Below are 22,769 nucleotides of genomic sequence, written 5' to 3'. Positions count from 1 at the left end.
GACCCGCGACACCGATATTCTGTGCGTTCAGCGCCGAGTATCGCACTCGGTACGGAGTCGCCCCGATCCGGGCCGAACGAGAGCGGGTGGGACGCGCAGACCGATGCGCTGAAATTCTTGCGCGACAAAGATGTAAATGTCGTCAACCCGATCGGCGGCGCCAGTTCCTATTACACCGATTGGGTGCGCGATGACCCTGTTCTCGGCGTCGAGAAATGGCAGACCTTCCTCAACGACGAGCTGCCTCCGGTGATCGAGAAGTTCTTGGGCGCCAACGGGAACCGCACAGTGGTGGGCGTGTCGATGAGTGGCACGTCGGTGTTGAACCTGGCTATCGCCAAGCCGGGCTTCTGGGCGAGTGTGGCCTCCTACAGCGGCTGCGCGCAGACCTCGGATGCGATCGGGCACGAGTTCGTGCGGCTCACTGTCGAGAACTGGGGCGGGGGCACGCAGCGTGGAGAATATGTGGGGCCCGGCGGGCGAACGACCCGCTGGTGAACGCGGATCGGCTGCGCGGGACCGCGATCTATATGAGCTCGGGCAGCGGCGTTCCGGCCGCACCGCACGACACTCCGGCGGATCGGCGGGTGGCGGAGGGGCGCATTCCGCTGCCGGCGCAGACCGCGCTCGGCGGTCCGATCGAGGCCGCGGTCCATTTCTGCACGATGAACCTGGCCGACAGGCTGCACGAGCTGAATATTCCGGTGACAGTCGACGATCGGCCGGTCGGCACCCATTCGTGGGGCTACCGGGAGGACGACCTGCACCGTCTCCGGCCGTTCCTGGCGCGGTCGATCGGCAGCCAACCGAACTGAAAAGGCCGATCGCAGAGTTGCGTTCGCCCGTTGTTCGAGGCCGATGCGCTCACGTGGACCTCTCCCGGCTTTCGGTGGAGGATTCGCTCGTCGACTTCGGCTGCGTTGGTTCGTGTTTCGCGAGTATCGACACTCGCGCGGCGTAAACGACCGCGCTGAGCCCGAACATCAGCGCGGTCAGCAGCAGCCAGCGGTCGAGGAACGGCTGCTGGTTCTGTCCGGTGGCGGCGAGATAGGTCGCCTGTCCCTGGTGGAGGATTCCGGGAAAGAAGAGCAGGAAAAGCAGTCCGCAACCCATCGTCGGCACGCGAATGTAGTTGAGGGGAGGCACTTTCGGCGATGGTGCCGGCGTGCGCCCGCGCACGGCACGCAGGCCCGCGCGCAGGGAGCGGTCGGCCAGCGAGTAGAGCGGGAACAGCAGTAGGTCGTGGGCGATGATCGCGCCGAGGAACCAGACGAGGATCGACTGCCACCAGACCTGGGTGTTCCACAACGTCTTCGGCCCGATGACCGCGACGACGTACCCGACGAACGCGAAACAGGTCGTCAAGGCCAGCAAATGCAGGGGACGCGCCCCGTAATAGCGCCGCACGACGGACACGATGGCAGCCATATCAGCTCCGGAACTCGATCGAACCGACCCACTTGGTGTTGTGCACCCCGGGCAGGGCCGGAACGATGATCCGGGCGGGGTAGCCGTGATCCGGCGACAGATCCACACCACCGACCCGTAATGCGAGCAGCGAATCGGGATGCCGGACCTGATTTCCCTGCAACGTCGCCGCGCCGAACGGACCGTTGCGTTCGAGCGAGACGACGTGCGCCGAGCGCGGGCCGCCAACCCCGGCGAGCGCGGCGAGATCGCGCAGACGCACACCCGTCCACTGCTGGGTGGTCGACCATCCCTCGACACATGCGATGGGCAGCCACGCACTGTATTGCCGCATGCGGGCCAGCGTGGCGCGATCGAGTGTGACCGTCCGCGGTCCGCCGGTGAGTGTCAGCCGCCAGGCCTCGCCGGTCGCGGCCGGATCGATCGACGCCGCGGTCGCCGTCCGATTGATCGGGAACCCGTCGGGGCCGGGCCCGGCCGCCCGTCCTCGCGGCAGGAGCAACGCCGCCTCGCGAGTGACCCCGCCGATCGTCTGACCCGCGCTCAGCCCCGCCACCAGCAGTGACCCACCTCCGACCAGCGCCAGTACGCCGCGTCGGCTCATCGTCGCCGGAGCCGGGTTCGTGGCGACCAGCCCGTCGGGGTCGAGGGGTTCGGAGCGGGTGTCGGACCGGGTCGTGCGCAGTTCCCGCCGCAGGGAACGGGTGCGCAGATTGCGAACCATGCGGGGCATTTTGACGGTGACATGAATCAGGAAGCCGGCAATGAACACCCATGCGCCGAAGTAGTGCGCGGTGTAGAAGCTGAAGCCGAAAATGTAGTCGTATTGGATGTTCAGCACGCCGGTGGCGATCTCGAAGACGATTCCGCCGACCAGCAGCAGCAGCGATGCTCGTTCGAGGATCTGCGCGGCCGATCGGGCCGGTGGCCAGGTGAACAGGCGGGGCATCACCGACCACAGCTTTGCCAGCACCACCGGGACGATGATCAGCCCGACGCCCACGTGCAGGCCTTGGGTGAGGCGGAACAGCCAGGCCGGTCGGGTCGGCCAGTCGAAGTACGGCAGATGCAGCCATCCCGCATCGGCGGGCATCGCCTGACCGAACTGTGGTCCGTAGGCGATGTAGTCGAGCAGGCCGGTGACGACGACGACGGGAAGAGCCGCCAGCAGCACCGCACCGAAAACAGATGTCAGCCATGGCCCTCGGAGCGGGCTTCGCCAGGTCCGCGGGCCGGGGAACCCGCGCGGCCGACGGCGCTCGACCGCCCGCCACAAGCCGGCCGGGAAGCCGTAGGCGGGGGGTTCTCCCCGCGTCCGCGCCTGCTGGTCGGTCGGACTCGGTGCGCGACCGGACCGATTCGCGCTCGAGCTGTTCGTGGTCATGAGCACCCTGTCCGATCCGGTCTGGATGACAGTGAGTTACCTTGCGCCTCACCAGAAACGACTTCTTCTGGCATGGCCGCACCTACTTGGTGTTCAGTGTGATCGTCGCGACGCCGACCAGCAAGTCCCTCCTTGACCGCGTCGGTGTTGAACGTCTTGTTCAACAGTCCGGCGGCGTCTTTGGACAGCAGTACTCGGATGCCCTGGAGGATGGCGGTGTCGTCGGGTCCGTTGCGCAGTGGCTGCGGTGTGCTGCCGTCGAGGTTGAACAGCAGTGCGTGGGTAGCCGCCGGGGCGCCGTTGACGCTGACGTCGCCGTAGAGCACCGAGGCGCCGGGGTCGATGTCGAAGTCGGTCGGCTGGGCCGTGGCCGGTCCGGCGGTGAGCGACAGCCCGCTACCGGTGTGGTTGATGTCGCCCTGCACGTACGGGCTCCTTCGGATGACTGGTCGACCACCGCCGCTGTGTCCGCGACTACGAGACCTGTCCCGATCATCACGAGGTTACGATTTACCTCGCCGCGATCCCCACACTCCCCGACGGCTGGCCAGTGACAGCGGGTGCGACGACAGGCTGTTTCCGGTCAGGGGGTCTTACTGCCGGCGAGATCGTCGGCGATGCTGCGGGTCAGTCGGATCAGTTGTGAACGGTCTTCCGGTGACAGATCCGCGCAACGGCGTTCGACCTCGGCGGAAAACGCTGCTCTGATCCTGGCCCCGAGTTCGATGCCGTCCGCGGTGAGGACCGCCCTGGTGACCCGGCGATCGGTCGGGTCGGGTCGGCGGCTCACCAGGCCGCGCTGCGCGAGTCGATCAATCATGCCGGTGATGTTGGTCTTGTCGCATCCCAGCCGGAGCGCCAACTCCCCGAATGACGGACTGTCACGGTTGATCTGACACAGCAACTCACCTTGCTGCACGGTCAGATCGAAGCGGCGGGCAACGACCATGCGCAGCATGGCGATCTCTCGGTTCAATACCGCAAGCGACTCGGCCAACTCCACGCATACAGTTTAGCAAAGCGACTGTTGACACTATCGACCATATTAGTCGAGCATATCGACTGACTACATACTCGACGATTGGGGACGGTGCATGCGTACGGCGCTGGTTACCGGCAGTTCTCGCGGCATCGGCCGGGCCATCGCGGTCCGGCTGGCCGCGCCGGACACGACTGTGGTGGTCAACTACCGCACCGATGCGGACGCTGCCGCGCGCACGGCGGAACAGATCACCCAGCGGGGCGGGCGGGCGATCACCATCGCCGGGGATGTCGCCGATTCCGAACAGCTACGAACTCTGCTCGATCATGCCGAGCGCGACGCCGGGACACTCGATGTCGTCGTCGCAAATGCGGGGGCCGCACGGTTCGCGCCGGTCGCGGAAACCACCGACGAGGACTTCGACGCGATGTTCGCCACCAACACCCGTGCCACGTTCCAACTGCTGCGCGCGGCGGCGACACGTATCCGTGACGGCGGCCGAATCGTGGTGGTCTCCAGCGGCGTCACAGTCACTCACCGCCCCGGCTCGGGAGCCTACGCCGCGAGCAAAGCCGCGAGCGAGGCCCTGGTACGAGTGCTCGCTCGCGAGGTGGGGCACCGTTCGGTAACCGTGAACGCGGTGCGGCCAGGCCCGACGCGCACAGCAGCGCTCACCGCCACCGTGACACCCGACGCGTTGCAGCAGACGGCGCAGACTATTCCGCTGGGCCGAATCGGAGAACCGGACGACATCGCCGGTATCGTGGCATTTCTCGCCTCCCCCGACGCAGCGTGGTTGACCGGCCAGCTCATCGATGCCGGCGGCGGAAGTTTCTGAACGCGGAGTCGATTACCGACCGAGGCCGAATGGGACGAGTACCTCGGTCGGCGTGGCGATCGTCGAGAGTAGTACGCGGTTTCGTATTCGGCCGGGGCCAGGTAGTGCAGGCGGGCGTTGTTGTACCAGTCGGCCCATTCCATGAGCGCGAATTCGACTTCGGTGAGGGTCTTGCACGGACAGTGCCGGTTGACGACCTCGGTCTTGAACAGGCCGATGATCGATTCGGCAAGAGCGTTGTCGTAGGCATCTCCAACCGAACCTGTCGATGCCGAGAGTTCTTGCAGAGCAAGAGATTCAGTGAATTTCACCGAGGTGTATCGGGTGAGTTCAACTGGTCGACGCAACCTTTCGTTGTTGGGACGATCGTAGATGCTGTTCCATCCGCTGGTCAGGTTTGACGAGAAACGCGTGGCGGCTGAGGTCTACGGCCGCTACATGTGGATGCTGCGCAGGTGGCGCGACGAATGCTGCTGCGCCCGTACCGCTTTGATCGAGCGCTGGCTGTTCGACACCGGCGCCGCGCTAGATTGCCCTGTCGCCAGGACAGTGACATCGGCCGCAAGCCATCAGCGATTGCTGTGATAGAACCGCGGGAACCGCGGGTTCTCGTACACCGTCTCGACCCGACGGCCGTCCTCATCGACCACGACCGGGCCGGTGGGCTCCAGGATGGCTCGGATTCTCCAAGAGGTAGCACGGGGCCATTCGAGGCAGAAGAACATTGCGCCATGCCGTCGCCTCCCGGTAATCGACGATCGTGTCGGTCTCGCCGGATGCAGCAGCTGGATCGCTGGCCAGCACGAGCGTCACCATGTGCACGGGACCGGACCGATCGAACGTACCGTCGTTGTCGGCTCGTCGGCGGCCGATCTCTGCGACAAGACTCGAGTCGAGCCTCAGGCAGGAACGTCGTTCGATAGTCGCTGCCCGTGCCGGTCGCGGGCATGTGTGAACCCGAAGGCGTCGCCGCTGACCACCGTGCGCCACCCGCTCAACTGCGTTGCTACGGCGTCCCGCAGTTCGTCGAGGTCGTGGCCGGGCTGTTGTGTCATGGCGCGACCCTCCGGGTTTGCACGGTGGCAGGGGGATCGGCACGCGTCGCGATCGCCCGGGCCACCGCAGCCATGGTGGCGGTCGAGCCGACGCTCGAGGCCATGTCCCGGCTGTCTCCGTCGTACCTGGTCGAGGCTACGGAGCCGCTCGACTGAAAGCGGCCCGGTTCCGCCGCGGCGAACCGATCATTCAGGCGGGAAGGGAGTCCCCGGGGAAACCGTGGCACGGGTGTACCTCGTAGTGCATCATCCGGGCCTGCACGCATGGGTCCCCGGCGAGGATCGCGGTGGCCTGTTCGGCGGGGACGGTCATGATCGCGACGCCTGCGATGGTGTCGGAGACGACCGGGCACAGGACTGCGATCACGCCATCGGATCGCAATGAGACCATTCGGCGCTGGTGCTCGAGTTCAATTGCGTTCGCGCCGTCCATGTCTCGATCCGGGCCCCAGTGCAGCACGGCCAGGCTGAAGGGTTTCGCGGTCGCGGCCAGCGCTTGAATCTGTTCGTCGGTCACTGTCGTGCTCAAAGTTGTCGCCTCCGGTCCTGCTTACTCGGTCTCCGCGACGATAACCGCTTCGGGGTCATCGGCCAGCGGATCGAGTGCCGCGGCGGCAGTTGGCCAGGATCGCGTCGTGGATGTACTGCGACAGCCCCGGGGCCATATCGTCATAGTTGAGGCCGAGTCGGCGGTTGGCGCGGTATTCCTCGGCCAGGCGTCGATGGGTGTCGAAGTCGCAGTCGTGGAACCAGCGTTCGAGATGACGGCGGTGCCGTTCGGCGATCTCCATGACTGCTGGATCGCCCGCCGGGGTGCCTGCACGCATCGCATCGGCGAGGGCTTGGTGGATTTCTCGCTGTTCGGCGCGCAGCTCGAGCCACTGCTGCTTGGTGTATCGGCTGGTCCGCTCTCGCCGCTGAGTGAACTCCGGCCGATCGTGCCAGCGCCGCTCGGCCTCGTCGGCGAACTCGACGAGACGGTCGCCGCCGAACACCTCGAACCGCTCGGCGGGCGTCAGGCCGATGCCCGCCTTGCGGGCGTCCACCTCCCGATCGATCAGTGCGATCATCGCCTGGTGTCGGGAGATCCGCTCGCTCAGAAGTTCGTGCTGGCGACGCAGGTGGTCCTCGTCGGAGAGGCCGGAACTGTTCAGCATGCCCGAGATGTCCTCGAGGCCGAAACCCAGTTCGCGGTAGAACAGAATCCGCTGCAGCGTCGCAACATCGTCCTCGCTGTAGAGCCGGTATCCCGACGAGGTGCGGCCGCTGGGCCGTAGCAGACCGACCTCGTCGTAGTGGTGCAGGGTCCGAACCGATATACCGGTCGACTGCGCAACCGCGCCGACGGTGTGTTCGATGGCTTCCATAACTGCCACTGTGCCGCCTCACGCCACGAGAGGGTCAAGCATCGGTGGACTGTCGCCGGGGCGGTCTCGCTGGTGTCGACCGTGAGAGTGGCCCGGCCGGGGCCTGCGATCGACTCAATGGTGCCGGCGGTGGTAGCCCCATGTGGTCGTGGTCGCACCGCTCCCGGTCGTGGAAGCGGTTGCCGTGCCGGAAGAGCCCGTCGCAGTAGAAGTAGTGCCAGTCGACGCCTTCTCGCCATCGGGATTGGTGATCCGCGCCAGGATGATGCCGCCGATGATCATGGACAGCGCCAGCATCCGGCCCGCGCTCACCGGGTCCTTCTGTACGACGATCCCGAGGGCGATCGCGCCGGCCGCGCCGATGCCGGTGAAGATGGCGTAGGCGGTGCCCACCGGCAGTGACTGCATGGCATGGGACAGCAGGTACACCGCGATCGCCGCGAGTACGAAGCACAGCAGGGTGGGTAGCGGCTTGGTGAAATTCTGAGTCGGCTTGATGGACTGGGACCACGCGATCTCGACCGCACCGGCCAAACCCAGGACGAGCCAGTTCATTTCAGTACTCCTTACCCAGGGTGCGGGCGGTGTCGAGCGCGGCGGCGTAGGAGGCGTCGTGCTTGTCGCGTAGGTGGGCGAGCGCCGGGTCCTGGCGCGAGTTCACCAGTTCGGCATTGACGAAAACCGTGTCCTCGACGGCGAAATGGCCGGCGAAGAAGTCGCGGAGATAGCGCTCCTGATAGTCGTAGATCGCCTTCGGTGTGCCCGGCGAGTACGCGCCGCCGCGCGCGGTGACGACCACGAATCGGGTGGGGGCCAGTGACATTCGCGGGAAGGTGATCTGATCCAGCCACGCCTTGAGGCCGGCCGGGATCGAGTAGTTGTACATCGGCGTGCCGATCAGCACGACATCGGCGGCTCGGAGTTCGGCCAGCAGCGGCTCGACGATCTCCCAGGCACGCTGCTGGGCGGGGGAATCCACCAGCTCGCCCAGGCGGTCGAGGTCGGTGGCGCCGTGGGCCAGCACGTGGTCGCACAGTTCGGTCCAGCCCTCGTCGATGAACGGGATCGGATCGGCGGCCAGATCGCGGTGGGTGTAGGTGGCGTCGGGATGTTCGGCACGCCAGGCGGCGGCGAAGGCGGCGCCCAGTTCGCGGCTGATCGAGGTGCGGCGGGCGCTGGCGTCGAGGTGCAGCAGGGTGGTCATTTGGTCAGTCTCCGATCAACTGGACAGCATGTCCGTTTACTGCTCCGATGCTAGAACCTAACTGGACAGATTGTCCAGTTGAATCCTCGGGGGCTACAGTGAGCTGCATGGACAGCTCCGGCCTCCCACTGCTCAACGACCCGTCCGCGCCCGCCGAGCGCGCCGACGCCGCTCGTAACCGGGCCAAGGTGCTGGCCGCCGCGGCGGCGCTGTTCGCCGAGCATGACCCGCGCACGGTCACCATGGACGACATCGCCAAGGCCGCCGGGGTCGGGCGGGGGACGCTGTACCGGCGCTATCCGGACGTGAGATCCATCGCCGTCGCCCTGCTCGACGAGCATGAGCGGGCACTGCAGGAGCAGTTGCTGCGCGGCGAACCGCCGCTCGGGCCGGGCGCACCGCCCGGCGAACGGCTGGCCGCCTTCTACGCTGCGATGGTCGAATTGCTGGACACCCACGCCCATCTGGTCCTCGGCGCGGAGACCGGTGGCGCGCGGTTCCGCACCGGGGCCTATCAATTCTGGGCGATGCACGTACGCGCGCTGCTCACCGAAGCCGGTGTGGCCGAACCTGATTCACTCGTGGACGCGCTGCTCGCACCGCTCGCCGCCGAGGTGTACCGGCACCAGCGCGAGCGCGGGCTCGGCTCCGAGCAGATTGCCGCGGGGCTGGCGAAACTCGCACACGGCATCCTGGATCCCGATGCTCATGGAATCGACAGTAGAAGCTGAACCACGGTCGGAGCGCCTCGTCCGGGGCTGACGGCAGGTGGCCAGAGGTCGAGCAATCTACGAGTGGTGCGGGACTTCGGAATGGTTCACCAACGGTAACGTGCGGCTTTGTGACGAACCGTAGCCGCTGCGCCGAAAGCCGTTGTCGGCCATAGGATTTATCTCATCGGGCGGCGAATGTGCGCCCGTCGTGTCTGCACTGTCGGAGGGTCGCCCGTGAGCGCCGCCATTGATGCCACCGGTTCCCACACCTCGGAAAACCTCCCCCCGTTCGCATTACGTGAACTGACCATCCTCGTCGGCGGCCTGCTCGTGCTGTCGACCGCGCGGCTGGGGCGGTATCCGTTGTGGGGCGACGAGTTGTACATGGTGCCGGCGGGGCGGCGGTTGTCGTGGAGTTATGCCGATCAGGGGCCGTTGGTGCCATTGCAGGCCTATCTGTCGGATCTGGTGGCCCCCGGGTCGGCGGTGGTGTTGCGACTGCCGGTAGTGGTGTTGACGGCTGCGACGGTTGTGCTCGCGGCGGTGATCGCTCGGGAACTGGGTGGGGGACGGGCCGCGCAGGTGACGGCGGCGCTCGGTTACACGTGCACGCCGTTCGCGGTGCAGCAGTCGGCGGCGCTGAGCACCTTCGCCTATGACGCCGCGTTGACGACGCTCGTCTGCTGGCTGGTGATCCGGTGGGTGCGTACGCGCCGGGATGCGTTGCTGATCGTGGCCGCGCTCGCCTCCGCTGTCGATTTCCAGGTCAAATGGCTGATCCTGGCGGTCTGGGCGTTGCTCGGGCTGGGGGTGCTGGTGTGGGGGCCGCGGCAGGTGTTGCGTCGGCCCGCGCTCTGGATCGGCGTGGCGATCGTCGCGGTGTCCATGGTGCCGGCGCTGGTGTGGCAGGCGCGCCACGGATGGCCGCAGCTCGCCATGGGGGCGGCGATCGAGGGGGAGCAGACGACGATGGTCGACGGGCGATTCGCCTCCGCGGTGCGTGAACTCGTGCTGACCACGGGGCCGGGCGGGATCCTGCTGCTGATCGGTATCCGGGCGGCCTTCCGGGCGCCGGACCTGCGGTGGGTGCGGTTCCTCCTGCCCTTGGGGCTGTTGCCGTTGGCGGCGGTACTGGTGACCGGACTTCGTCCGTACTACCTGGGCGACGGGTTCGCGCTCTTCTTCGCCACAGCCGCGGTCCATCTCGTCGGTGATGAACTGCGGGGCCGGGTCGGCAAGGCGCTCGCGGGTTACTGCGCCGCCGGAATGGTGGTCGTGGTGGCGGCGGTGTGCATACTGCCGCTCCCGCGGTCCTGGCTGCACGGGCCCGCGATCCGCAACGGCGACATGGCGATTCGCGCGCAGTTCTTCGGATTACGTGGGTGGCCGCAACTCGTCGACACCGTCTCCCGCGCTGTCGACACCGTGCCGGAGGCCGAGCGGGCCCGCCTGGTGATCGTGACCCAGAACTACTGGCAGGCCAGTGCGCTGGCGGTGCTCGGGTCCGCTAATCTTCCGCCGGTGTACAGCGCGAGCCGGGGTTACGGCTACTTCGGGCCGCCACCGGATTCCGCGACCCGGGTCCTGTACGTCGGCGGCGTCGATCTGCAGCGGGAATTGCCGGCTCGCTTCACGACCGTCGTCCCGGTGTCTCGTCTCGACGACCCGAGTGGATTTCAAGGGGTGAACTATGGCATCCGGGTGTCGTTGTGTGCCAACCCGATTCGTTCGTGGTCGCAGATCTGGCCCGAACTGATGACGCTTCGCATCGACCACGGCGCCTGAGCCGCGCGTCGCGGCTCAGGCGGACCGGCGTGACTGTCCCGCCCGATCCGGGAACGGCGATGGGGCCGTCGACGCGGTGCCGCCGCGAGCGATGAGTGCGGAGCGCAGATACCACAGACCTTGGCTTCGGGAAGGGTCGAAGCCGGTCAATTGCCCGATCCGCCGGAGCCGGTAATCGATGGTGTTCGGGTGGATATTCAATTGCCGTGCGGTCCGCCGGCGATTCATATCGGTGTGGAAGAAGATATGCAGTGTTCGCAGAAGTTCGGGGTGATCGTCGAGCGGAGCGATACGCGTTTCCAATATCCGGCGGCCGATTCCCGGGCGGGTCAATTGATATTGCAGCGCGAGGTCGTCGAATTTGTGTAATCCGGGGCCGATTCCGATCGATTCGGTGGTGTCGAGGAGTTCGTGAGTTCGTCGGGCCGCCGCGGGGACGGCGTCGGTGGCGCAGCGGGTCATGACCGCGGTGATCGGAACCGCGGCGTAGTCGGCCACCACCTCGACGGCGCGGTCGAGTTCGGGCTCGCCGCAGACGTCGGAGGGCAGCAGGATCGTTCCGCCGTCGACCGACAGCATCGCCAGTGCGCGGTCCTGGAATTGGCGGGTCAGCGCCGATTGGACGCGGCGCAATTTGCGCCCGGCGACCACGTGCCGATCGAGACCGGGACGGTTCTCGTCCGGATGCGCGGCCACGTGGACGGCGAGCACGTAGTACTCGTCGGCGATCGGAATGCCGCATTCCCGAGCCACTTTCGAGCTCGCCTGCCCGGCGAGCAGCGCCGAGGTGAGGGTGTGGACGGCGGTGTGATGGTCGCCGGAGGTCGCTTTCAACTCGCGCACGTACGCCCTGCTGATGGCGCCGGTGCACAGGTCCGACAGCTCCACCGCCGCGCTCGTCCACGCGATGAGGCGGTCGCAACTCGGCTCGCCGGAGCGCGCGACGACGACCTCCAGGGCTTCGCCGAATCCGACGTGCATCGCATGCAGCACCTTCTCGATCGGCAGGTCGGCGCGCGCCCATCGAGCGGCCGCGACCTGCAGGAACGCCGCGGGATCGGCGGTGGCGGCCGCGGTGCCACGCTCGCTCGCCCACCGCATGCACACGCGGATCATGGCTTTCACGTCGCCGTCGAGCAGGGGGCGCGGCAGTGCGGTGAAGGGGTGGATCTTCGTGCGCAGATGCGACAGGAGGCGCTCGGCCGAGCGGTCGGCGTCGCCGGCGGTGAGGGGCCCGGTGCTCGAGGCGTGCGCGATCGGAGTTTCCGGCGCTGATCGGATCGTCACGGGTGACCTCCTCGTCACGGCTGCGGGTGGTGTCCGGCCGCCGGCAGGTTGCCGCCGGTCCAGGAACCGAAGATTAATGCGAGTTCTCGCTCACCTTCTACTCGGATTCGCAGACTGCGCTGCTGGTATCCGATACTTCTTTGAAGTGGGAAAAGGGTTCGGCTCCGGGCGAATTCGAGAGTGTCGAGCGTGCATAACTGGCTGACTGCTCACTTTTCTGCGAAGCTCGCGTTCCGGCGTCCCCCCCGCACGGCGTCCGGCGTCCGAGTCGTCCCGGCGTCTCGACGGGCCGTTGTCCGTGCCGACCTGGTGCCCCCGCCGCATCAGGAGACCGACCGCGCCGCGCCTGATCCGTGCCCGTCCGAAGCGCGATCGAATCCCACTCCGATGTCGGACCACGCCAGTGACCGCGCGGAAAAGAATGCACGCCAGACCTGTAATCGCCGAATTCCCGCAAGCCACCGCATATGCCTCTCGCGATACCGCCGGTTGTGAAAGAGCCGACTGTGTGGAGTCATGGCGCTCCCGGAATCGTTTCGTGAACCCGTGAAGACATCGCCGCAACGCACGCCGCGCGGTCGATTGTCTCCGTAGCGTTTGCTCGCGAATTCCGGAAACGTCGATCGGCGACTTTCCGGGCAGCGAATTCGACGATGTCAGGAACACCATGAAAAGAAGTATTCGCCGTAGTTGTACGAGTGCGGCCATTGTCGCGGCGGCCGCCGCACTCACGGTAGGGCTCACGGGCGTCGGCGCCGGCGCCGATCCCGTCGGCGATCAGCAGCAGGAGCAGCAGCTCGCGGAGATGATCACGCACGGACTGAAGAATCCGTCCGCGCATGCGATCGCCGACAGCGGGAGCTCCGGCACCGGTTCGGCCTGCACCTCGGGCAGCGGCGCGGGCTCCGGCAACGGCTCCGGTGACTGCTACGGCGGTTCGGGCTCGAGTTCGGGTTCCTCCGGTGGAACCTCCAGCGACACAGTGGGTTACGGTCCGGCGCAGAGTTCGTTCCTGGCCGCCTTCGGGTACGGCCTGCTGAATCCGGATGTCGCGCCGCCGGGGACCAACGACTGGAACTGCAAGCCCACCGCGGCGCATCCGGAGCCGGTGGTGCTGGTGCACGGCACGTGGGAGAACGCCTACGACAACTTCTCCTACATCAGCCAGCCGATCCACGACGCCGGCTATTGCGTGTTCACCTTCAACTACGGCAAGTCGAATCTGATCCAGGGTGGCGGCCTGGGGTCGGTGCTGCCGGGGCGTAACGGCACCGGGTACATCCAGGACTCGTCGAAACAGTTGGCGCAGTTCGTGGATCGTGTACTGGCGGCGACCGGGTCGCAGAAGGTGAATCTGGTGGGCCATTCCCAGGGTGGCGCGATGTCGCGGTGGTATCTGAAGTTCGACGGTGGTGCGGCCAAGGTGCATCACATGATGACCTTCGGCGCCACCAACCACGGCACCTCACTGGACGGTATCGGCGCGCTGGGACGGATGATCAACAATCTCGGCATCGACGTGCTCGGGCTGGTGGAGATCTTCGTCGGCCACGCGGGCATCCAGCAGACGATCGGCTCGGATTTCGTGAACCAGCTCAACGCCGGTGGCGACACGATGCCGGGTGTGGACTACACGGTGGTCGGCAGTCGCTACGACGAGATCACCAACCCCTACGACCTGACGTTCCTGAAGCCCGGCCCGGGTGCGACGGTCGACAACATCACCCTGCAGGACGGATGTGAGCAGGATGTGTCCGATCACCTGACGATGATGTATTCGCCGCGGGTGCTCTCGATCATCCTGCATGCCCTCGACCCGGCCCAGACTCCTGCGCTGACCTGCAGCTTCAACCCGTGGCTGGTGGGTGGCGGCGGCAAACTCTGACCGCGTGATACTTGCTCGCCGGTGTGCGGGAGGAATCGTGGACCTCCCCGCGCACCGGCGAGCATCCTCCGCCGCGGGACCGCGGTGGGTGTTGCCGACACTCCCCATCGCAGCCGTCCCATCGCGGCGGCCGTGCCCACCGGGTGGATCGACCACCACCCGGTGGGCATCTCGGCTCTCGATGCCCGGACCGCGCGGCCGAGGCGGTTCGGTGTCGACGACGAATCCGGAGGTACCCATGCGCGACTTGCACTGCTACGCCATCGATCCCACGGTCGGCCGGTTGTTCGGCCGCCACTTCTACGGCGTCCGGCTGCAACCGCTCGAGGACGGATACGGCTGGGTCGTCTACGGGCATCCTCCGGCCAGGAGGATCGTCGCCGCACTCGTCTGCGCGGCGCGGCAACGCGGTTCGTTCGCCGAGTTGCGCGACTGCTGCACCTATATGGATCTGTGCGACGGAATGGAACGCTGGTGGGTGACCGACCTGTCCGCCGACAGCGACGGCTTCCTGTGCTGGTATGCGCGCGACCGGGGCTTCCCCGGCGCGGTGCCGATCACGACGATCGTGCCGTGAGCCGCCAGCGCGCGATGTCGGCGCCGATATCGGTGGCGGGCGGTTCGTGGTACAGCCATTCGCGGGCGAGGCGGTGCCAATTGTTGGTGGTGTGCAGTTGGCCGAGGACGGCGTAGGTGAACAGGTCGGCGCGGCGGGAGAAGACGTGCTCGGGTGGCAGGCGCTGGTGGCGCATGCCGCTGAATTCGGCGGCGCGGGGGTCGACGGCGAGTACCACTGCGCTGGTGGCCAATTCGGGTGTGACGGTGATGTCCTCGTCGATCAGATGCCAGCCGGTCGCGGCCCAGATGTAGCCGAGGCATTCGTCGGGTGTGACTCCGGCGTCGGGATCGACGATGCCCTGTGCGACCCACGAGTGGTAGATGTCCTCGGCGCGGTATTCGCCTGCGGCGCGGATGATGTCGCGTTCGAGTTCGACGTCGGCGGGACTCATCGCCGTGTAGAGGCCGAAGTCGACGAAGGCGAGCCGCCCGTCGGAGGCGAGCATGATGTTGCCCGGATGCGGGTCGCCGCAGAACTCGTGGTCGGTGAACAGGGAGGTGATGTAGAAGCGGTAGATCAGCTCCCCGAGGCGGGTGCGGTCGGCGTCGGGCAGGGCGCGCATATGCCCGAACGGCTCGCCGTCGACCAGTTCGGTGACCAGAACATTGGGGCCGCAGCAGGATTCGATGCTGTCGGGCACGGTGATATAGGGATGGCCGCGGTAGCGGGTCGCCACGTGGTGCTGGGTGCGAGCCTCGCGAGGATAGTCGAGTTCGCTGCCGATGTTGCGGGCCACCTCGGCGAGCACCTCTTCGTCGGCGGCGCTGGGCAGGATCGCCTTCCAGAGGCGGCTGATCATCATCAGATTGCGCATATCGGCTTCGACCGCGCGGTCGACACCGGGATATTTGACCTTGACCGCGACCGCTCGTCCGTCGAGCAGCCGCGCGCGGTAGACCTGTCCGATGGAGGCGGCGGCGATCGGGGTCTCGTCGAAGTCGGCGAAGATGCGCGCCATCGGGCCGAGGTCGTTCTCGATCACCGTGCGCATGGCGGAGAACGGGAACGCCGGCGCCTGATCACGCAGTTGCGCGAGTTTGGTGCGGAACATCTCGCGTTGTTCTTCCGGCAGCAGATCGAGGTCGAGCACCGACAGCATCTGCCCGAGCTTCATCGCGGCGCCCTTCATGCCACCGAGCACGGTGACCAGTTGCTGGGCGGCCTGCATCGCCGAGCGTTCACTCAAGCGCCGGCGCGCCTCTTCGGTGCGACCCACCATCGACAGCCGGGTGCCGACCCCGCGCAGCGCCTGTCCCGCGGCGAGCCGGCCCATCTTGCCGCCGCGCGAGATGCGGCCGTGGGGGACCCGATCGCTCACTGCTCAACCTCCATCGGTTCGGACCTGGCGCATGCCGTCACCGCGCCGGACCGGCGAGGCGAGGCCAAGCTACCGGCCCGCCCGCGAGTGTTCGGCCGTCCGGCTCCACTCGCGTGAATATCACGAAAATCGGCCGCCGAGGTCGGAACAGCACACAGACCATGGACGAGCGCTGGGAAAAAAGAGGTTTGGGCTCGCGCGAGGGGGGTTGTATACGAGTGTGACGTACCGCGGTGACGAGGAGATGAGTGTTTTGGTGGATGACAGCGGCTTGAGCGTCGAGGTCGACCGGTCCGGCGGCGCGCTCGTCATATCGGCGCACGGCGATGTCGACGCGATGACGGCCGACCAGCTGCAGAGTGTGCTGGACCGGATGAGTGAGGCATTCGAGGACGCCGATCAGGCCGCGCCGGTGATCGATCTGTCCGGGGTGGGTTTCCTGGGATCGGCCGGGCTGAGCGTGCTGCACGCGGCGGCCACCACGGTGACTCCCCGCCGGTTGCGCGTCGTCGCATCGGGTGCGGCCAAGCGCGTCATCCAGGTCACCGGGCTGGATCGGATGGTCTCGGTGTACGACGATCTGCCCAGCGCAGGTGTGGGCGCTCGGTGAGCTGACACCGGTGGGCCGACAGCAGAACGCCGCCGGGTGGCGTTCCCGGCGGCGTCCGTATCCGGTCGACGTCCCACAAGCGCCTCTCGGCGAGTGGTCGCTCGTAGCGACTGAAGGGTGCGGCCCGGGGCTGTTCGGACGCCGACAGGGGGTTCAACCGCGATACCCGGCGCGCTATTTCCGTCCTGCTCTGTGACGTGACGCACGGGCGGTGACCTTGTACCGGCAACGTTGCGCGGGTACGCCGCGAGGACGATTCTGGATGCCATGCGCGCCCGTGACGTGGAGGTCGGGCATACGTATGTAGTGCTGGTCCCGCACCGATTGCCGGTCGCCCGCTATCCCGATCGCGAGCGACTGGGGACCTCGATGTGGGTGGCGAGCCTGTTGACGGGTGCGCGGTTCCGGCTCACGGCCTCCAACGTCGACTACGACACCGATCCGGTGACGGTCGAGGGACTGCGACTCATCGAACGCTCGCATACCGAGGTCACGCTCACCGACGACCAGGCCGCAGCTCTGGGCTTGGCACCGAAACAGGGTTATCGCGTCGTGGGATCGCTCGTGGACCGCACCGGCCACGTGGCATGCCTGCCCTCGATCGAACCGATCCGGGTGCCGGTGCGGTGGTTGCGTCCCGCCGACGATCCCCGCTTGGCGCAGTGCACTCACCGCGACGCGGACCTGTGGCCCTTCATGTGAGCCGCACCCGCGAAACGACGCGCGGTTTTCGGCACTGCCGTCCCGGACTCCGTTACCGGGAGGGTCTCCACCGGCCATAATCGTGTCGTGCGGCGCAACGGCATGGACAACGAACACGGTCAACCGGCAGCAGATACGGGACCGGCTGATCCCGGCAGCGTGCCGCGGGTCGGATCCTTCCGGTTCTGGTTCGCGACGCGGCGCTGGGAGTGGTCGGAAGAGGTGTACCGGATGCACGGTTACCGCCCCGGCAGCGTGGTGCCGACCACCGAGCTGCTGCTGTCGCACAAACATCCCGACGACCGCGACGATGTGGCCGCGCGTATCGCCCGCGCGGTCGACATGGGGGAATCGTTCTCGAGCCGGCACCGGTTCATCGACACCGCGGGCGCTGTGCACAACGTGATGGTGGTCGCCGACCGTCTCTACGACGAGGCCGGATCCGTCACCGGCACCGCCGGCTTCTACATCGACCTGACCGAGACCCTCGCCGAGAGCGAACGCGAGACGCTGTCGGTGGCTCTGCCCGACGTGATCGAGCATCGCGCGGTGATCGAACAGGCCAAGGGTGTGCTGATGCGGATGTATCGGGTCAATGCCGAGCAGGCGTTCAAAATCCTGTCCTGGCGCTCCCAGGAGACCAACACCAAACTCCGCGACCTGGCCGCTCAGCTGATCGCCGAACTGCCGACCCTCCCGGACGCGGAGCCGCAGACGCTCACCGCCCTCGACCATCTGCTGCTGACCGTCCACACCCGCATACCGGACCGTCCCCGCTGACTCGGGCGCGGGTGCGCTCGCGGCGATCGATCGCGGTGTTCCGTGCCGAGGCGCGGGGCGGCGCCCGAGAGGCGAAGTCCCTTCGTTGAACCGCGAAATGCCCGATCGGACATTCCGATCGGGCTTCGGACGGGCGGAGGTCAGACGGTGGTGACGACCTCGTCGTATTCCAGCCGCGGTGAGCGCGGGTACCAGGCGTCGGGGCCCGGCTTGCCGATATTGACCACGACCAGCGCGCTGTGGGTGCCCTCGGGGAAGAACTCCTTGTCGACACCGGCGGCGTCGAACCCGTTCATCGGGCCGGCGGCCAGGCCCGCGGCGCGGATGCCGAGGATGAAGTAGCCGACCTGGATCAGAGCGTTGAACCGCGCCGATTCGGCCCGGTAGTCGTCGTCGGCGAAGTAGTCCTTGGCGTCGGGAGCGTGCGGGAAGACCTTCGGCAGGTGATCGTGGAAATTGAGGTCGGCGGCCAGAATCGCGGTCAGTGGCGCCTTTTCGGTTTTGGGTTTGTTGTTGTCGAGCATGTGCTCGACCAGGGCGGCGCGGGCCTCGGCGCCGCGAACCAGCACGATGCGCAGCGGCTGCTGATTCATCGAGGTGGGCGCGTATTTGACCAGGTCGTAGATCTCGCGGATCTGCTCGTCGCTCACCGGTTCGTCGGTGAAGGTGTTGGCGGTGCGGGCCGTGCGGAACAACAGGTCCTGGGCTTCGGCCGCGAGGGTCAGGTGCGTGGTGGGTTGAGCGGTGCTCACAGCGTAACTCCTTGTGGGGGTGAAGGTTTCGGTCAGTCGTGGGTGACCAGGCGGGACAGGGTGCGCAGTTCACCGTCGACGCGGACGAGCACGTCGTGGACCACACAGCTCGGCGCGATCTCCGGCGCCGCGCCGGGCCGGATCTTGACCACCAGGCAGTACATCGTGGCGCCGATGCTGCCGTCGTCGCGCGGGGAGAGGTTGATCATGTTGAACCAGTGCCGGCGCTGCATCGGATCGCTGTCGAAACGCTTGTGGAACTCCACCAGATCCGACACGATCCCGGCGCGGGTGCGCGCGGGCGGGCGGCCCGGTGTGTGCTCGAATTCCGCGTCCTCGGTGAAGGTTTCGGCGTATCCGGTGATGTCGCGGTTGTCCAGGCGCTGCATCTGATCGGCGTAGAACTGCTGCACCTCGGCGTACAACTCGGCACGGCTGGCGACAGTGGTCATGGACGGCTCCTCGGAAAACGGTGTGGCCGCCGGTGTTCCGGGCGGACCTCGATCGCGCTCCACGGTCGCCGACGGCGCTCGAGATTCGGTCGAGCCCGCGCCGGTTTGACCGGTCTTATAGGGCCTTTCGCGACGCTGGTGGCCGGACGGGCCGGCGTAACCGGATCCAGCACCGATGGAGGAGATATGGCGGACAGTCAGCGCGTGGCGCTGGTCAGCGGAGCGACCAGCGGAATGGGCTTGCAGATCACGAAAAACCTGGCGGCACAGGGTGTTGCGGTGTTCATCTGTGCCCGGGACGAGCAGCGGGTGGCCGATACGGCCAAGCGGTTGCAGGACGACGGATTCGCGGTGGACGGGGTGGGCTGCGATGTCCGCGACGCCGCCCAGGTCCGGGAGTACGTCGATGCCGGGGTCCGGCGGTTCGGCCCGGTCGACATCCTGGTCAACAATGCCGGTCGCAGCGGCGGCGGCGTGACCGCGCAGATCGAGGACCAGCTGTGGCTCGACGTCGTCGAGACGAACCTGCACAGCGTCTTCTACGCCACCAAGGCCGCGCTCACCGCCGGGGGCATGCTCGAGCGCGGTAGCGGCCGGATCGTCAACATCGCCTCGACCGGCGGTAAGCAGGGTGTGCTCCACGGCGCGCCGTATTCGGCCTCCAAGCACGGGGTCGTCGGCTTCACCAAGGCGCTGGGGCTGGAGCTGGCCAAGACCGGGATCACGGTCAACGCGGTCTGCCCCGGATTCGTGGAAACGCCGATGGCCGAACGGGTTCGGGAGGTGTATTCGGGTCTGTGGGGTGTCGATACCGACGAGGTGCACGCGCGGGTGAGCGCCCGGGTGCCGATCGGCCGCTACGTCCAGGTCGACGAGGTGGCCGCGATGGTCGACTATCTGATCTCGCCGGCCGCCGCCGCCGTGACCGCACAGGCATTGAATGTCTGTGGCGGCCTGGGCAACTACTGACCGCGGAGCGCCGTCATGACGACAATGGACGAAAATGTCACGCCCACACCGGAACTCGATTCCGCCCAGCATGACTACCTGCAGATACTCGACGCCATCCAGTCGGGTGCGCTGCGGCTGCTGGCGGGCTTTCCCGCACAGCCGAGCGGGCTGCGGATCCAGGTCGGTGAGGTGACCGTGGAGGCGCAGTGGCCGCAGGGCCCGGGGGAGGCGGCGGTGAGCGCCGGCGCCGCACCGGCACCCGCAACCGACGTCGCGACCGAGGTGACGGTCGCCGATCCGGTGATCCGCGCACCCAGTGTGGGGGTGTTCTATCGGAGCCCGCAGCCCGGTGCCGAGCCGTTCGTGGCGGTCGGCGATCGGGTGTCGCCGGGGCGTCAGGTCGGCATCGTCGAGGCGATGAAACTGATGATCCCGGTGACGGCCGAGGCGGGCGGGGTCGTCACCGCGATCCTCAAACAGGACGGTGATTCCGTGCAATTCGACGAACCTCTGTTCTCGTACTCGCCGGAGTGATCACGGGCGGGCGGACCTGCGCCAGGTGAGGATGCGGCGCTGGGTCCGCCCGTCCACCTGCGCGGCGCCGATCAGGGTCAGCACGTCGCCGTCGAGAGACATCTGTCGTACCTGCTCGGTGCAGGCCCAGGCCGGATTCGAGCACACGCTGATGGCGTGCACCACCGCCATTCCCGCGGTGCGCCAGGTTCCGGCGTAGCCCATGAACGGGGGCGCCGCGGTGGTGTCGCCGGTGCGCATCATGCTCACCGAGACCGAGCCCTGTGCGGTGTAGATCAGCAGACCGCGCGGCGCCGGGCCGAGTGGCCCTTCGCTGCGCACGTCCGCGTCGTCGATGTCGTAGTAGGACACCAGTTCCCAGGTGCCGACGAGATCAGTCGCAGTCATGGCCCCCACGATGCGTGCCGACGCTCGAATCATGCTCGAGCGTTCCCGCGGGCGTAGTCGTAGGCGGCGCGCACCAGCTGCCAGACCTGTTCCAGTTCATCGGCGTCGCGGGGGCCGTAGACCATCAGCAGTGTCGCCGGCAGGACGCCGGCGCGGGCCATCGGATGCTGTTCGGCCCAGCCGGCCGAAACCGCTTCGGCGGCAGTGGATTCCGGTAGGCGCAGATGCAGGCTGCCGTCGGCGTGCCCGTGCAGATGCGCGAATTCGGTGCCGGCCAGGAAGGCGTCCTCGGGTCCGTGCGCGAGCTCGGGGCGCAGATGCAGGGCGCGGGTGTCGGGCAGCGAGACCGCGCTGCGGGCGGCCAGCACGCCGTCGAGTGCGACCATGCGCGTCCACAGCGCTTCCTGGAGCCGGACGTCCGGATTCTGGGTGAGCTGCTGATGCGGATTGTGTGGCCGGGTGAGCGGGCGGTCGCCCCGCCGCCGGGGCAGGCGCAGATCTCCGTGGGGTGCGGTCGCAGTCATCACTGTGCTCCTCTCGCGCCGGTGAAGGCTTCTGGTCACACAGTAGTTTCCAAAGTATAGTAGTTACCAAATGGAAAGTGCCCAGGAGCGATCATGACACCCGTCACGCCGCCCGCTGTCGCGGATCCGTGCCCGATCTCACCGGTGGTCGATTTGTTCTTCGGCCGCTGGTCCACCCAGGTGCTGTGGGTGCTGATCCACGACGGCCGGATGCGGTTCAACGAAGTGCAGCAACGTATTCCGGGCGTCACGCCCAAGGTGCTGACCCAGCGGCTGCGTCAGCTCGAACGCGACGGTCTGGTGCAGCGCACCTACCATCCCGAGGTCCCCCCTCGCGTCGAGTACGCGGCCACCGCGCTGGCCGCCACCCTGACTCCGTTGTTCGACGGTCTCGCGCGGTGGTCGAACGAGCACCTGGCGCAGGTGCTGGCGGCCCGCGCCGCCTACGACGCGGGCGAGCGCTGAGCCGCCGATTGCAGGAGCAGCTCGGCGAATTCACGCGGCATGGTGATCATGCAGTCGTGCCCGGTCGGCAGAATCTTCAGCCGTTCGGCGGGCAGGTCGGCAGGAGGAAGAGTCCGCGGCATCGCCGCGCGCATCGCCTTGAATGCCTCGCCGCCCTCGCTGCAGTGGATGTGGGTGACGGGAACGAGCGCCAGATCGTCCGGATTGCGCAGGGCCAGCGGCTGGTGAAAAGTCTTCAGCGACTGGGCCGTCAGCATCGAGGCCACCCAGCTCAGGTCGGGTTCCTCGGTGACGCCGTTGATGCCGCTGTCGCCCATCGGCTCGGTGGGCGGAGGCACCCGCCAGCCGTCCCCGACGGCGGCGGCCGCGGTGGTGAACGCCTCGACCATCTCCGGCATGATGTCGGCGACGGCTTCGCCGTCTCGCGGCACGAAGGTATCCACGTAGATCAGCTCGGCGATGCGGTCCGGGAACCGGTCCGCGAGCGCGGTGACGACAATTCCGGCGTAGCTGTGCCCCACGAGGATCAGCTCCCGCAGATCCTCGGCGAGGATCAGCTCGGCGAGATCGTCGACGTGGGTGTCGAGTCCCACGTCGGGGGTGAGTTCGTCGGCGCGTTCGCCCATGCCGGCGAGGGAGGGCGCGAAGACACGGTGGCCGGCCGCGGTGAGCAGCGGGGTCACTCGCTGCCAGGCCCAGCCGCCGTGAAACGCGCCGTGAACGAGGAGATAGGTCGACACGACAGGT

31 protein-coding genes and 1 pseudogene are annotated in these 22,769 nt (G+C 67.2%); 15 read left to right on the top strand and 17 right to left on the bottom strand.

All coding sequences use genetic code 11. The annotated features are described in order from the left end of the window. Positions 1-117 precede the first annotated feature (117 nt). Positions 118-498, top strand: a complete 381-nt coding sequence (locus tag NK1_RS35695) for an alpha/beta hydrolase-fold protein (RefSeq protein WP_245660468.1) — start codon at positions 118-120, stop codon at positions 496-498. Next, complete coding sequence (locus NK1_RS35690; protein ID WP_063008775.1) at positions 495-815, top strand: hypothetical protein; 321 nt, start codon at positions 495-497, stop codon at positions 813-815. Before NK1_RS35695 ends, NK1_RS35690 begins: the two co-directional genes overlap by 4 nt. 49 nt (positions 816-864) lie before the next feature. Here NK1_RS35690 and NK1_RS12950 read toward each other — a convergent pair whose 3' ends face one another. From NK1_RS12950 to NK1_RS12935, 4 genes are all read right to left on the bottom strand, one after another. Beyond that, positions 865-1,428: a hypothetical protein gene (locus NK1_RS12950; RefSeq protein ID WP_063905985.1), complete on the bottom strand. Its 564-nt coding sequence runs from the start codon at positions 1,426-1,428 to the stop codon at positions 865-867. 1 nt (position 1,429) lies between these two features. Then, the gene (locus NK1_RS12945) at positions 1,430-2,812 is read right to left on the bottom strand and encodes a molybdopterin-dependent oxidoreductase (RefSeq protein ID WP_084460826.1); all 1,383 of its coding nucleotides are present in this window, start codon (positions 2,810-2,812) and stop codon (positions 1,430-1,432) included. After that, positions 2,809-3,237 (bottom strand): hypothetical protein, encoded by a 429-nt coding sequence (locus NK1_RS12940; RefSeq protein WP_063008774.1) that lies wholly within the window; start codon positions 3,235-3,237, stop codon positions 2,809-2,811. The genes NK1_RS12945 and NK1_RS12940 overlap by 4 nt, the downstream gene beginning before the upstream one ends. 158 nt (positions 3,238-3,395) lie before the next feature. Next, on the bottom strand, positions 3,396-3,815 hold the full coding sequence (locus tag NK1_RS12935; protein WP_245660467.1) for a MarR family winged helix-turn-helix transcriptional regulator: 420 nt from the start codon (positions 3,813-3,815) through the stop codon (positions 3,396-3,398). Between the two features lie 91 nt (positions 3,816-3,906). Here NK1_RS12935 and NK1_RS12930 point away from each other — a divergent pair, with 91 nt between their 5' ends. Next, positions 3,907-4,632, top strand: coding sequence for an SDR family oxidoreductase (locus NK1_RS12930; RefSeq protein WP_063008773.1), 726 nt, complete (start codon positions 3,907-3,909; stop codon positions 4,630-4,632). A gap of 89 nt (positions 4,633-4,721) precedes the next feature. On the opposite strand, the pseudogene NK1_RS36215 reads toward NK1_RS12930, so the two are convergent. Continuing rightward, positions 4,722-4,943 (bottom strand): annotated as a pseudogene (locus tag NK1_RS36215) (integrase core domain-containing protein); the annotation flags it as partial. A gap of 61 nt (positions 4,944-5,004) precedes the next feature. Here NK1_RS36215 and NK1_RS12925 point away from each other — a divergent pair. Further along, complete coding sequence (locus NK1_RS12925; protein ID WP_063008772.1) at positions 5,005-5,217, top strand: hypothetical protein; 213 nt, start codon at positions 5,005-5,007, stop codon at positions 5,215-5,217. 314 nt (positions 5,218-5,531) lie between these two features. Here NK1_RS12925 and NK1_RS34485 read toward each other — a convergent pair whose 3' ends face one another. Beyond that, complete coding sequence (locus NK1_RS34485) at positions 5,532-5,687, bottom strand: hypothetical protein (protein WP_157104240.1); 156 nt, start codon at positions 5,685-5,687, stop codon at positions 5,532-5,534. Positions 5,688-5,711: 24 nt separating this feature from the next. Between NK1_RS34485 and NK1_RS36030 the strand changes: the two genes are divergently transcribed. After that, on the top strand, positions 5,712-5,843 hold the full coding sequence (locus NK1_RS36030) for a hypothetical protein (protein ID WP_281189152.1): 132 nt from the start codon (positions 5,712-5,714) through the stop codon (positions 5,841-5,843). A gap of 34 nt (positions 5,844-5,877) precedes the next feature. On the opposite strand, the gene NK1_RS12915 is transcribed toward NK1_RS36030, so the two are convergent. From NK1_RS12915 to NK1_RS12900, 4 genes are all read right to left on the bottom strand, one after another. After that, the gene (locus NK1_RS12915) at positions 5,878-6,216 is read right to left on the bottom strand and encodes a YciI family protein (protein ID WP_063008771.1); all 339 of its coding nucleotides are present in this window, start codon (positions 6,214-6,216) and stop codon (positions 5,878-5,880) included. Between the two features lie 55 nt (positions 6,217-6,271). After that, positions 6,272-7,054, bottom strand: a complete 783-nt coding sequence (locus NK1_RS12910; protein ID WP_063008770.1) for a MerR family transcriptional regulator — start codon at positions 7,052-7,054, stop codon at positions 6,272-6,274. A gap of 114 nt (positions 7,055-7,168) precedes the next feature. Then, positions 7,169-7,609 carry a DMT family transporter gene (locus tag NK1_RS12905; RefSeq protein ID WP_084460825.1) on the bottom strand — a complete coding sequence of 147 codons (441 nt, stop codon included), beginning with the start codon at positions 7,607-7,609 and terminating at the stop codon, positions 7,169-7,171. 1 nt (position 7,610) lies between these two features. Then, positions 7,611-8,258, bottom strand: a complete 648-nt coding sequence (locus tag NK1_RS12900) for an FMN-dependent NADH-azoreductase (RefSeq protein ID WP_063008769.1) — start codon at positions 8,256-8,258, stop codon at positions 7,611-7,613. Positions 8,259-8,365: 107 nt separating this feature from the next. Between NK1_RS12900 and NK1_RS12895 the strand changes: the two genes are divergently transcribed. Both NK1_RS12895 and NK1_RS12890 read left to right on the top strand, forming a co-directional pair. Next, entirely contained in the window at positions 8,366-8,989 is a 624-nt protein-coding gene (locus tag NK1_RS12895; RefSeq protein WP_063008768.1) for a TetR/AcrR family transcriptional regulator, read from the top strand. A 216-nt stretch (positions 8,990-9,205) separates the two neighbouring features. Beyond that, a complete protein-coding gene (locus tag NK1_RS12890; protein ID WP_063008767.1) occupies positions 9,206-10,756 on the top strand; it encodes an ArnT family glycosyltransferase in 1,551 nt (516 codons plus the stop codon). Positions 10,757-10,771: 15 nt separating this feature from the next. Here NK1_RS12890 and NK1_RS12885 read toward each other — a convergent pair whose 3' ends face one another. Further along, a complete protein-coding gene (locus NK1_RS12885; RefSeq protein ID WP_245660466.1) occupies positions 10,772-12,043 on the bottom strand; it encodes a PucR family transcriptional regulator in 1,272 nt (423 codons plus the stop codon). Between the two features lie 667 nt (positions 12,044-12,710). Between NK1_RS12885 and NK1_RS12880 the strand changes: the two genes are divergently transcribed. Both NK1_RS12880 and NK1_RS12875 read left to right on the top strand, forming a co-directional pair. Next, complete coding sequence (locus NK1_RS12880; RefSeq protein WP_063008765.1) at positions 12,711-13,928, top strand: esterase/lipase family protein; 1,218 nt, start codon at positions 12,711-12,713, stop codon at positions 13,926-13,928. Positions 13,929-14,166: 238 nt separating this feature from the next. Next, positions 14,167-14,505, top strand: coding sequence for a hypothetical protein (locus NK1_RS12875; RefSeq protein WP_157104239.1), 339 nt, complete (start codon positions 14,167-14,169; stop codon positions 14,503-14,505). Here NK1_RS12875 and NK1_RS12870 read toward each other — a convergent pair. Continuing rightward, complete coding sequence (locus NK1_RS12870; RefSeq protein ID WP_063008763.1) at positions 14,486-15,865, bottom strand: ABC1 kinase family protein; 1,380 nt, start codon at positions 15,863-15,865, stop codon at positions 14,486-14,488. The genes NK1_RS12875 and NK1_RS12870 overlap by 20 nt on opposite strands. Before the next feature lie 244 nt (positions 15,866-16,109). On the opposite strand from NK1_RS12870, the gene NK1_RS34990 reads away from it, so the two are divergent. The 3 genes from NK1_RS34990 (at position 16,110) to NK1_RS12855 (ending at position 17,957) form a co-directional block, all read left to right on the top strand. Then, on the top strand, positions 16,110-16,475 hold the full coding sequence (locus tag NK1_RS34990) for an STAS domain-containing protein (protein WP_063905991.1): 366 nt from the start codon (positions 16,110-16,112) through the stop codon (positions 16,473-16,475). A gap of 267 nt (positions 16,476-16,742) precedes the next feature. Then, positions 16,743-17,177, top strand: a complete 435-nt coding sequence (locus NK1_RS12860; protein WP_063008761.1) for a hypothetical protein — start codon at positions 16,743-16,745, stop codon at positions 17,175-17,177. Between the two features lie 102 nt (positions 17,178-17,279). Next, the gene (locus NK1_RS12855; protein WP_063008824.1) at positions 17,280-17,957 is read left to right on the top strand and encodes a PAS and ANTAR domain-containing protein; all 678 of its coding nucleotides are present in this window, start codon (positions 17,280-17,282) and stop codon (positions 17,955-17,957) included. Between the two features lie 140 nt (positions 17,958-18,097). On the opposite strand, the gene NK1_RS12850 is transcribed toward NK1_RS12855, so the two are convergent. Then, the gene (locus tag NK1_RS12850; protein WP_063008760.1) at positions 18,098-18,709 is read right to left on the bottom strand and encodes a malonic semialdehyde reductase; all 612 of its coding nucleotides are present in this window, start codon (positions 18,707-18,709) and stop codon (positions 18,098-18,100) included. A gap of 32 nt (positions 18,710-18,741) precedes the next feature. Then, positions 18,742-19,161, bottom strand: a complete 420-nt coding sequence (locus tag NK1_RS12845) for a nuclear transport factor 2 family protein (protein ID WP_063008823.1) — start codon at positions 19,159-19,161, stop codon at positions 18,742-18,744. A gap of 186 nt (positions 19,162-19,347) precedes the next feature. Between NK1_RS12845 and NK1_RS12840 the strand changes: the two genes are divergently transcribed. Together NK1_RS12840 and NK1_RS12835 are read left to right on the top strand one after the other, a co-directional pair. Beyond that, positions 19,348-20,130 carry an SDR family NAD(P)-dependent oxidoreductase gene (locus NK1_RS12840; protein ID WP_063008759.1) on the top strand — a complete coding sequence of 261 codons (783 nt, stop codon included), beginning with the start codon at positions 19,348-19,350 and terminating at the stop codon, positions 20,128-20,130. 15 nt (positions 20,131-20,145) lie between these two features. After that, positions 20,146-20,646, top strand: a complete 501-nt coding sequence (locus NK1_RS12835; RefSeq protein ID WP_218023114.1) for an acetyl-CoA carboxylase biotin carboxyl carrier protein — start codon at positions 20,146-20,148, stop codon at positions 20,644-20,646. Here NK1_RS12835 and NK1_RS12830 read toward each other — a convergent pair whose 3' ends face one another. Next, positions 20,647-21,033 carry a lipocalin-like domain-containing protein gene (locus NK1_RS12830; protein WP_084460823.1) on the bottom strand — a complete coding sequence of 129 codons (387 nt, stop codon included), beginning with the start codon at positions 21,031-21,033 and terminating at the stop codon, positions 20,647-20,649. Between the two features lie 29 nt (positions 21,034-21,062). Continuing rightward, complete coding sequence (locus NK1_RS12825) at positions 21,063-21,557, bottom strand: luciferase domain-containing protein (protein ID WP_063008756.1); 495 nt, start codon at positions 21,555-21,557, stop codon at positions 21,063-21,065. A gap of 93 nt (positions 21,558-21,650) precedes the next feature. Between NK1_RS12825 and NK1_RS12820 the strand changes: the two genes are divergently transcribed. After that, positions 21,651-22,022 carry a winged helix-turn-helix transcriptional regulator gene (locus NK1_RS12820; protein WP_063008755.1) on the top strand — a complete coding sequence of 124 codons (372 nt, stop codon included), beginning with the start codon at positions 21,651-21,653 and terminating at the stop codon, positions 22,020-22,022. Here NK1_RS12820 and NK1_RS12815 read toward each other — a convergent pair. Continuing rightward, positions 22,001-22,762: an alpha/beta fold hydrolase gene (locus tag NK1_RS12815; RefSeq protein ID WP_063008754.1), complete on the bottom strand. Its 762-nt coding sequence runs from the start codon at positions 22,760-22,762 to the stop codon at positions 22,001-22,003. The two genes, NK1_RS12820 and NK1_RS12815, sit on opposite strands and share 22 nt — an antisense overlap. Between the last annotated feature and the right edge of the window lie 7 nt (positions 22,763-22,769).

Origin of the sequence: Nocardia kruczakiae NBRC 101016, assembly GCF_001612965.1 — a bacterium.
GTDB classification, from domain to species: domain Bacteria; phylum Actinomycetota; class Actinomycetes; order Mycobacteriales; family Mycobacteriaceae; genus Nocardia; species Nocardia kruczakiae.
This window is presented reverse-complemented; position numbering and strand designations above follow the sequence as displayed.

Bases quoted from the DNA above. Each gene is read 5' to 3' on its own strand.
- NK1_RS12900 (WP_063008769.1), bottom strand. From the start codon at position 8,258: ATGACCACCCTGCTGCACCTCGACGCCAGCGCCCGCCGCACCTCGATC.
- NK1_RS12930 (WP_063008773.1), top strand. From the start codon at position 3,907: ATGCGTACGGCGCTGGTTACCGGCAGTTCTCGCGGCATCGGCCGGGCC.
- NK1_RS12880 (WP_063008765.1), top strand. From the start codon at position 12,711: ATGAAAAGAAGTATTCGCCGTAGTTGTACGAGTGCGGCCATTGTCGCG.
- NK1_RS12825 (WP_063008756.1), bottom strand. From the start codon at position 21,557: ATGACTGCGACCGCACCCCACGGAGATCTGCGCCTGCCCCGGCGGCGG.
- NK1_RS12840 (WP_063008759.1), top strand. From the start codon at position 19,348: ATGGCGGACAGTCAGCGCGTGGCGCTGGTCAGCGGAGCGACCAGCGGA.
- NK1_RS12910 (WP_063008770.1), bottom strand. From the start codon at position 7,054: ATGGAAGCCATCGAACACACCGTCGGCGCGGTTGCGCAGTCGACCGGT.
- NK1_RS12835 (WP_218023114.1), top strand. From the start codon at position 20,146: ATGACGACAATGGACGAAAATGTCACGCCCACACCGGAACTCGATTCC.
- NK1_RS12925 (WP_063008772.1), top strand. From the start codon at position 5,005: ATGCTGTTCCATCCGCTGGTCAGGTTTGACGAGAAACGCGTGGCGGCT.
- NK1_RS12905 (WP_084460825.1), bottom strand. From the start codon at position 7,609: ATGAACTGGCTCGTCCTGGGTTTGGCCGGTGCGGTCGAGATCGCGTGG.
- NK1_RS12945 (WP_084460826.1), bottom strand. From the start codon at position 2,812: ATGACCACGAACAGCTCGAGCGCGAATCGGTCCGGTCGCGCACCGAGT.
- NK1_RS34485 (WP_157104240.1), bottom strand. From the start codon at position 5,687: ATGACACAACAGCCCGGCCACGACCTCGACGAACTGCGGGACGCCGTA.
- NK1_RS12860 (WP_063008761.1), top strand. From the start codon at position 16,743: ATGCGCGCCCGTGACGTGGAGGTCGGGCATACGTATGTAGTGCTGGTC.
- NK1_RS12855 (WP_063008824.1), top strand. From the start codon at position 17,280: ATGGACAACGAACACGGTCAACCGGCAGCAGATACGGGACCGGCTGAT.
- NK1_RS12875 (WP_157104239.1), top strand. From the start codon at position 14,167: ATGCGCGACTTGCACTGCTACGCCATCGATCCCACGGTCGGCCGGTTG.
- NK1_RS12895 (WP_063008768.1), top strand. From the start codon at position 8,366: ATGGACAGCTCCGGCCTCCCACTGCTCAACGACCCGTCCGCGCCCGCC.
- NK1_RS12820 (WP_063008755.1), top strand. From the start codon at position 21,651: ATGACACCCGTCACGCCGCCCGCTGTCGCGGATCCGTGCCCGATCTCA.
- NK1_RS12845 (WP_063008823.1), bottom strand. From the start codon at position 19,161: ATGACCACTGTCGCCAGCCGTGCCGAGTTGTACGCCGAGGTGCAGCAG.
- NK1_RS12830 (WP_084460823.1), bottom strand. From the start codon at position 21,033: ATGACTGCGACTGATCTCGTCGGCACCTGGGAACTGGTGTCCTACTAC.
- NK1_RS34990 (WP_063905991.1), top strand. From the start codon at position 16,110: ATGAGTGTTTTGGTGGATGACAGCGGCTTGAGCGTCGAGGTCGACCGG.
- NK1_RS12950 (WP_063905985.1), bottom strand. From the start codon at position 1,428: ATGGCTGCCATCGTGTCCGTCGTGCGGCGCTATTACGGGGCGCGTCCC.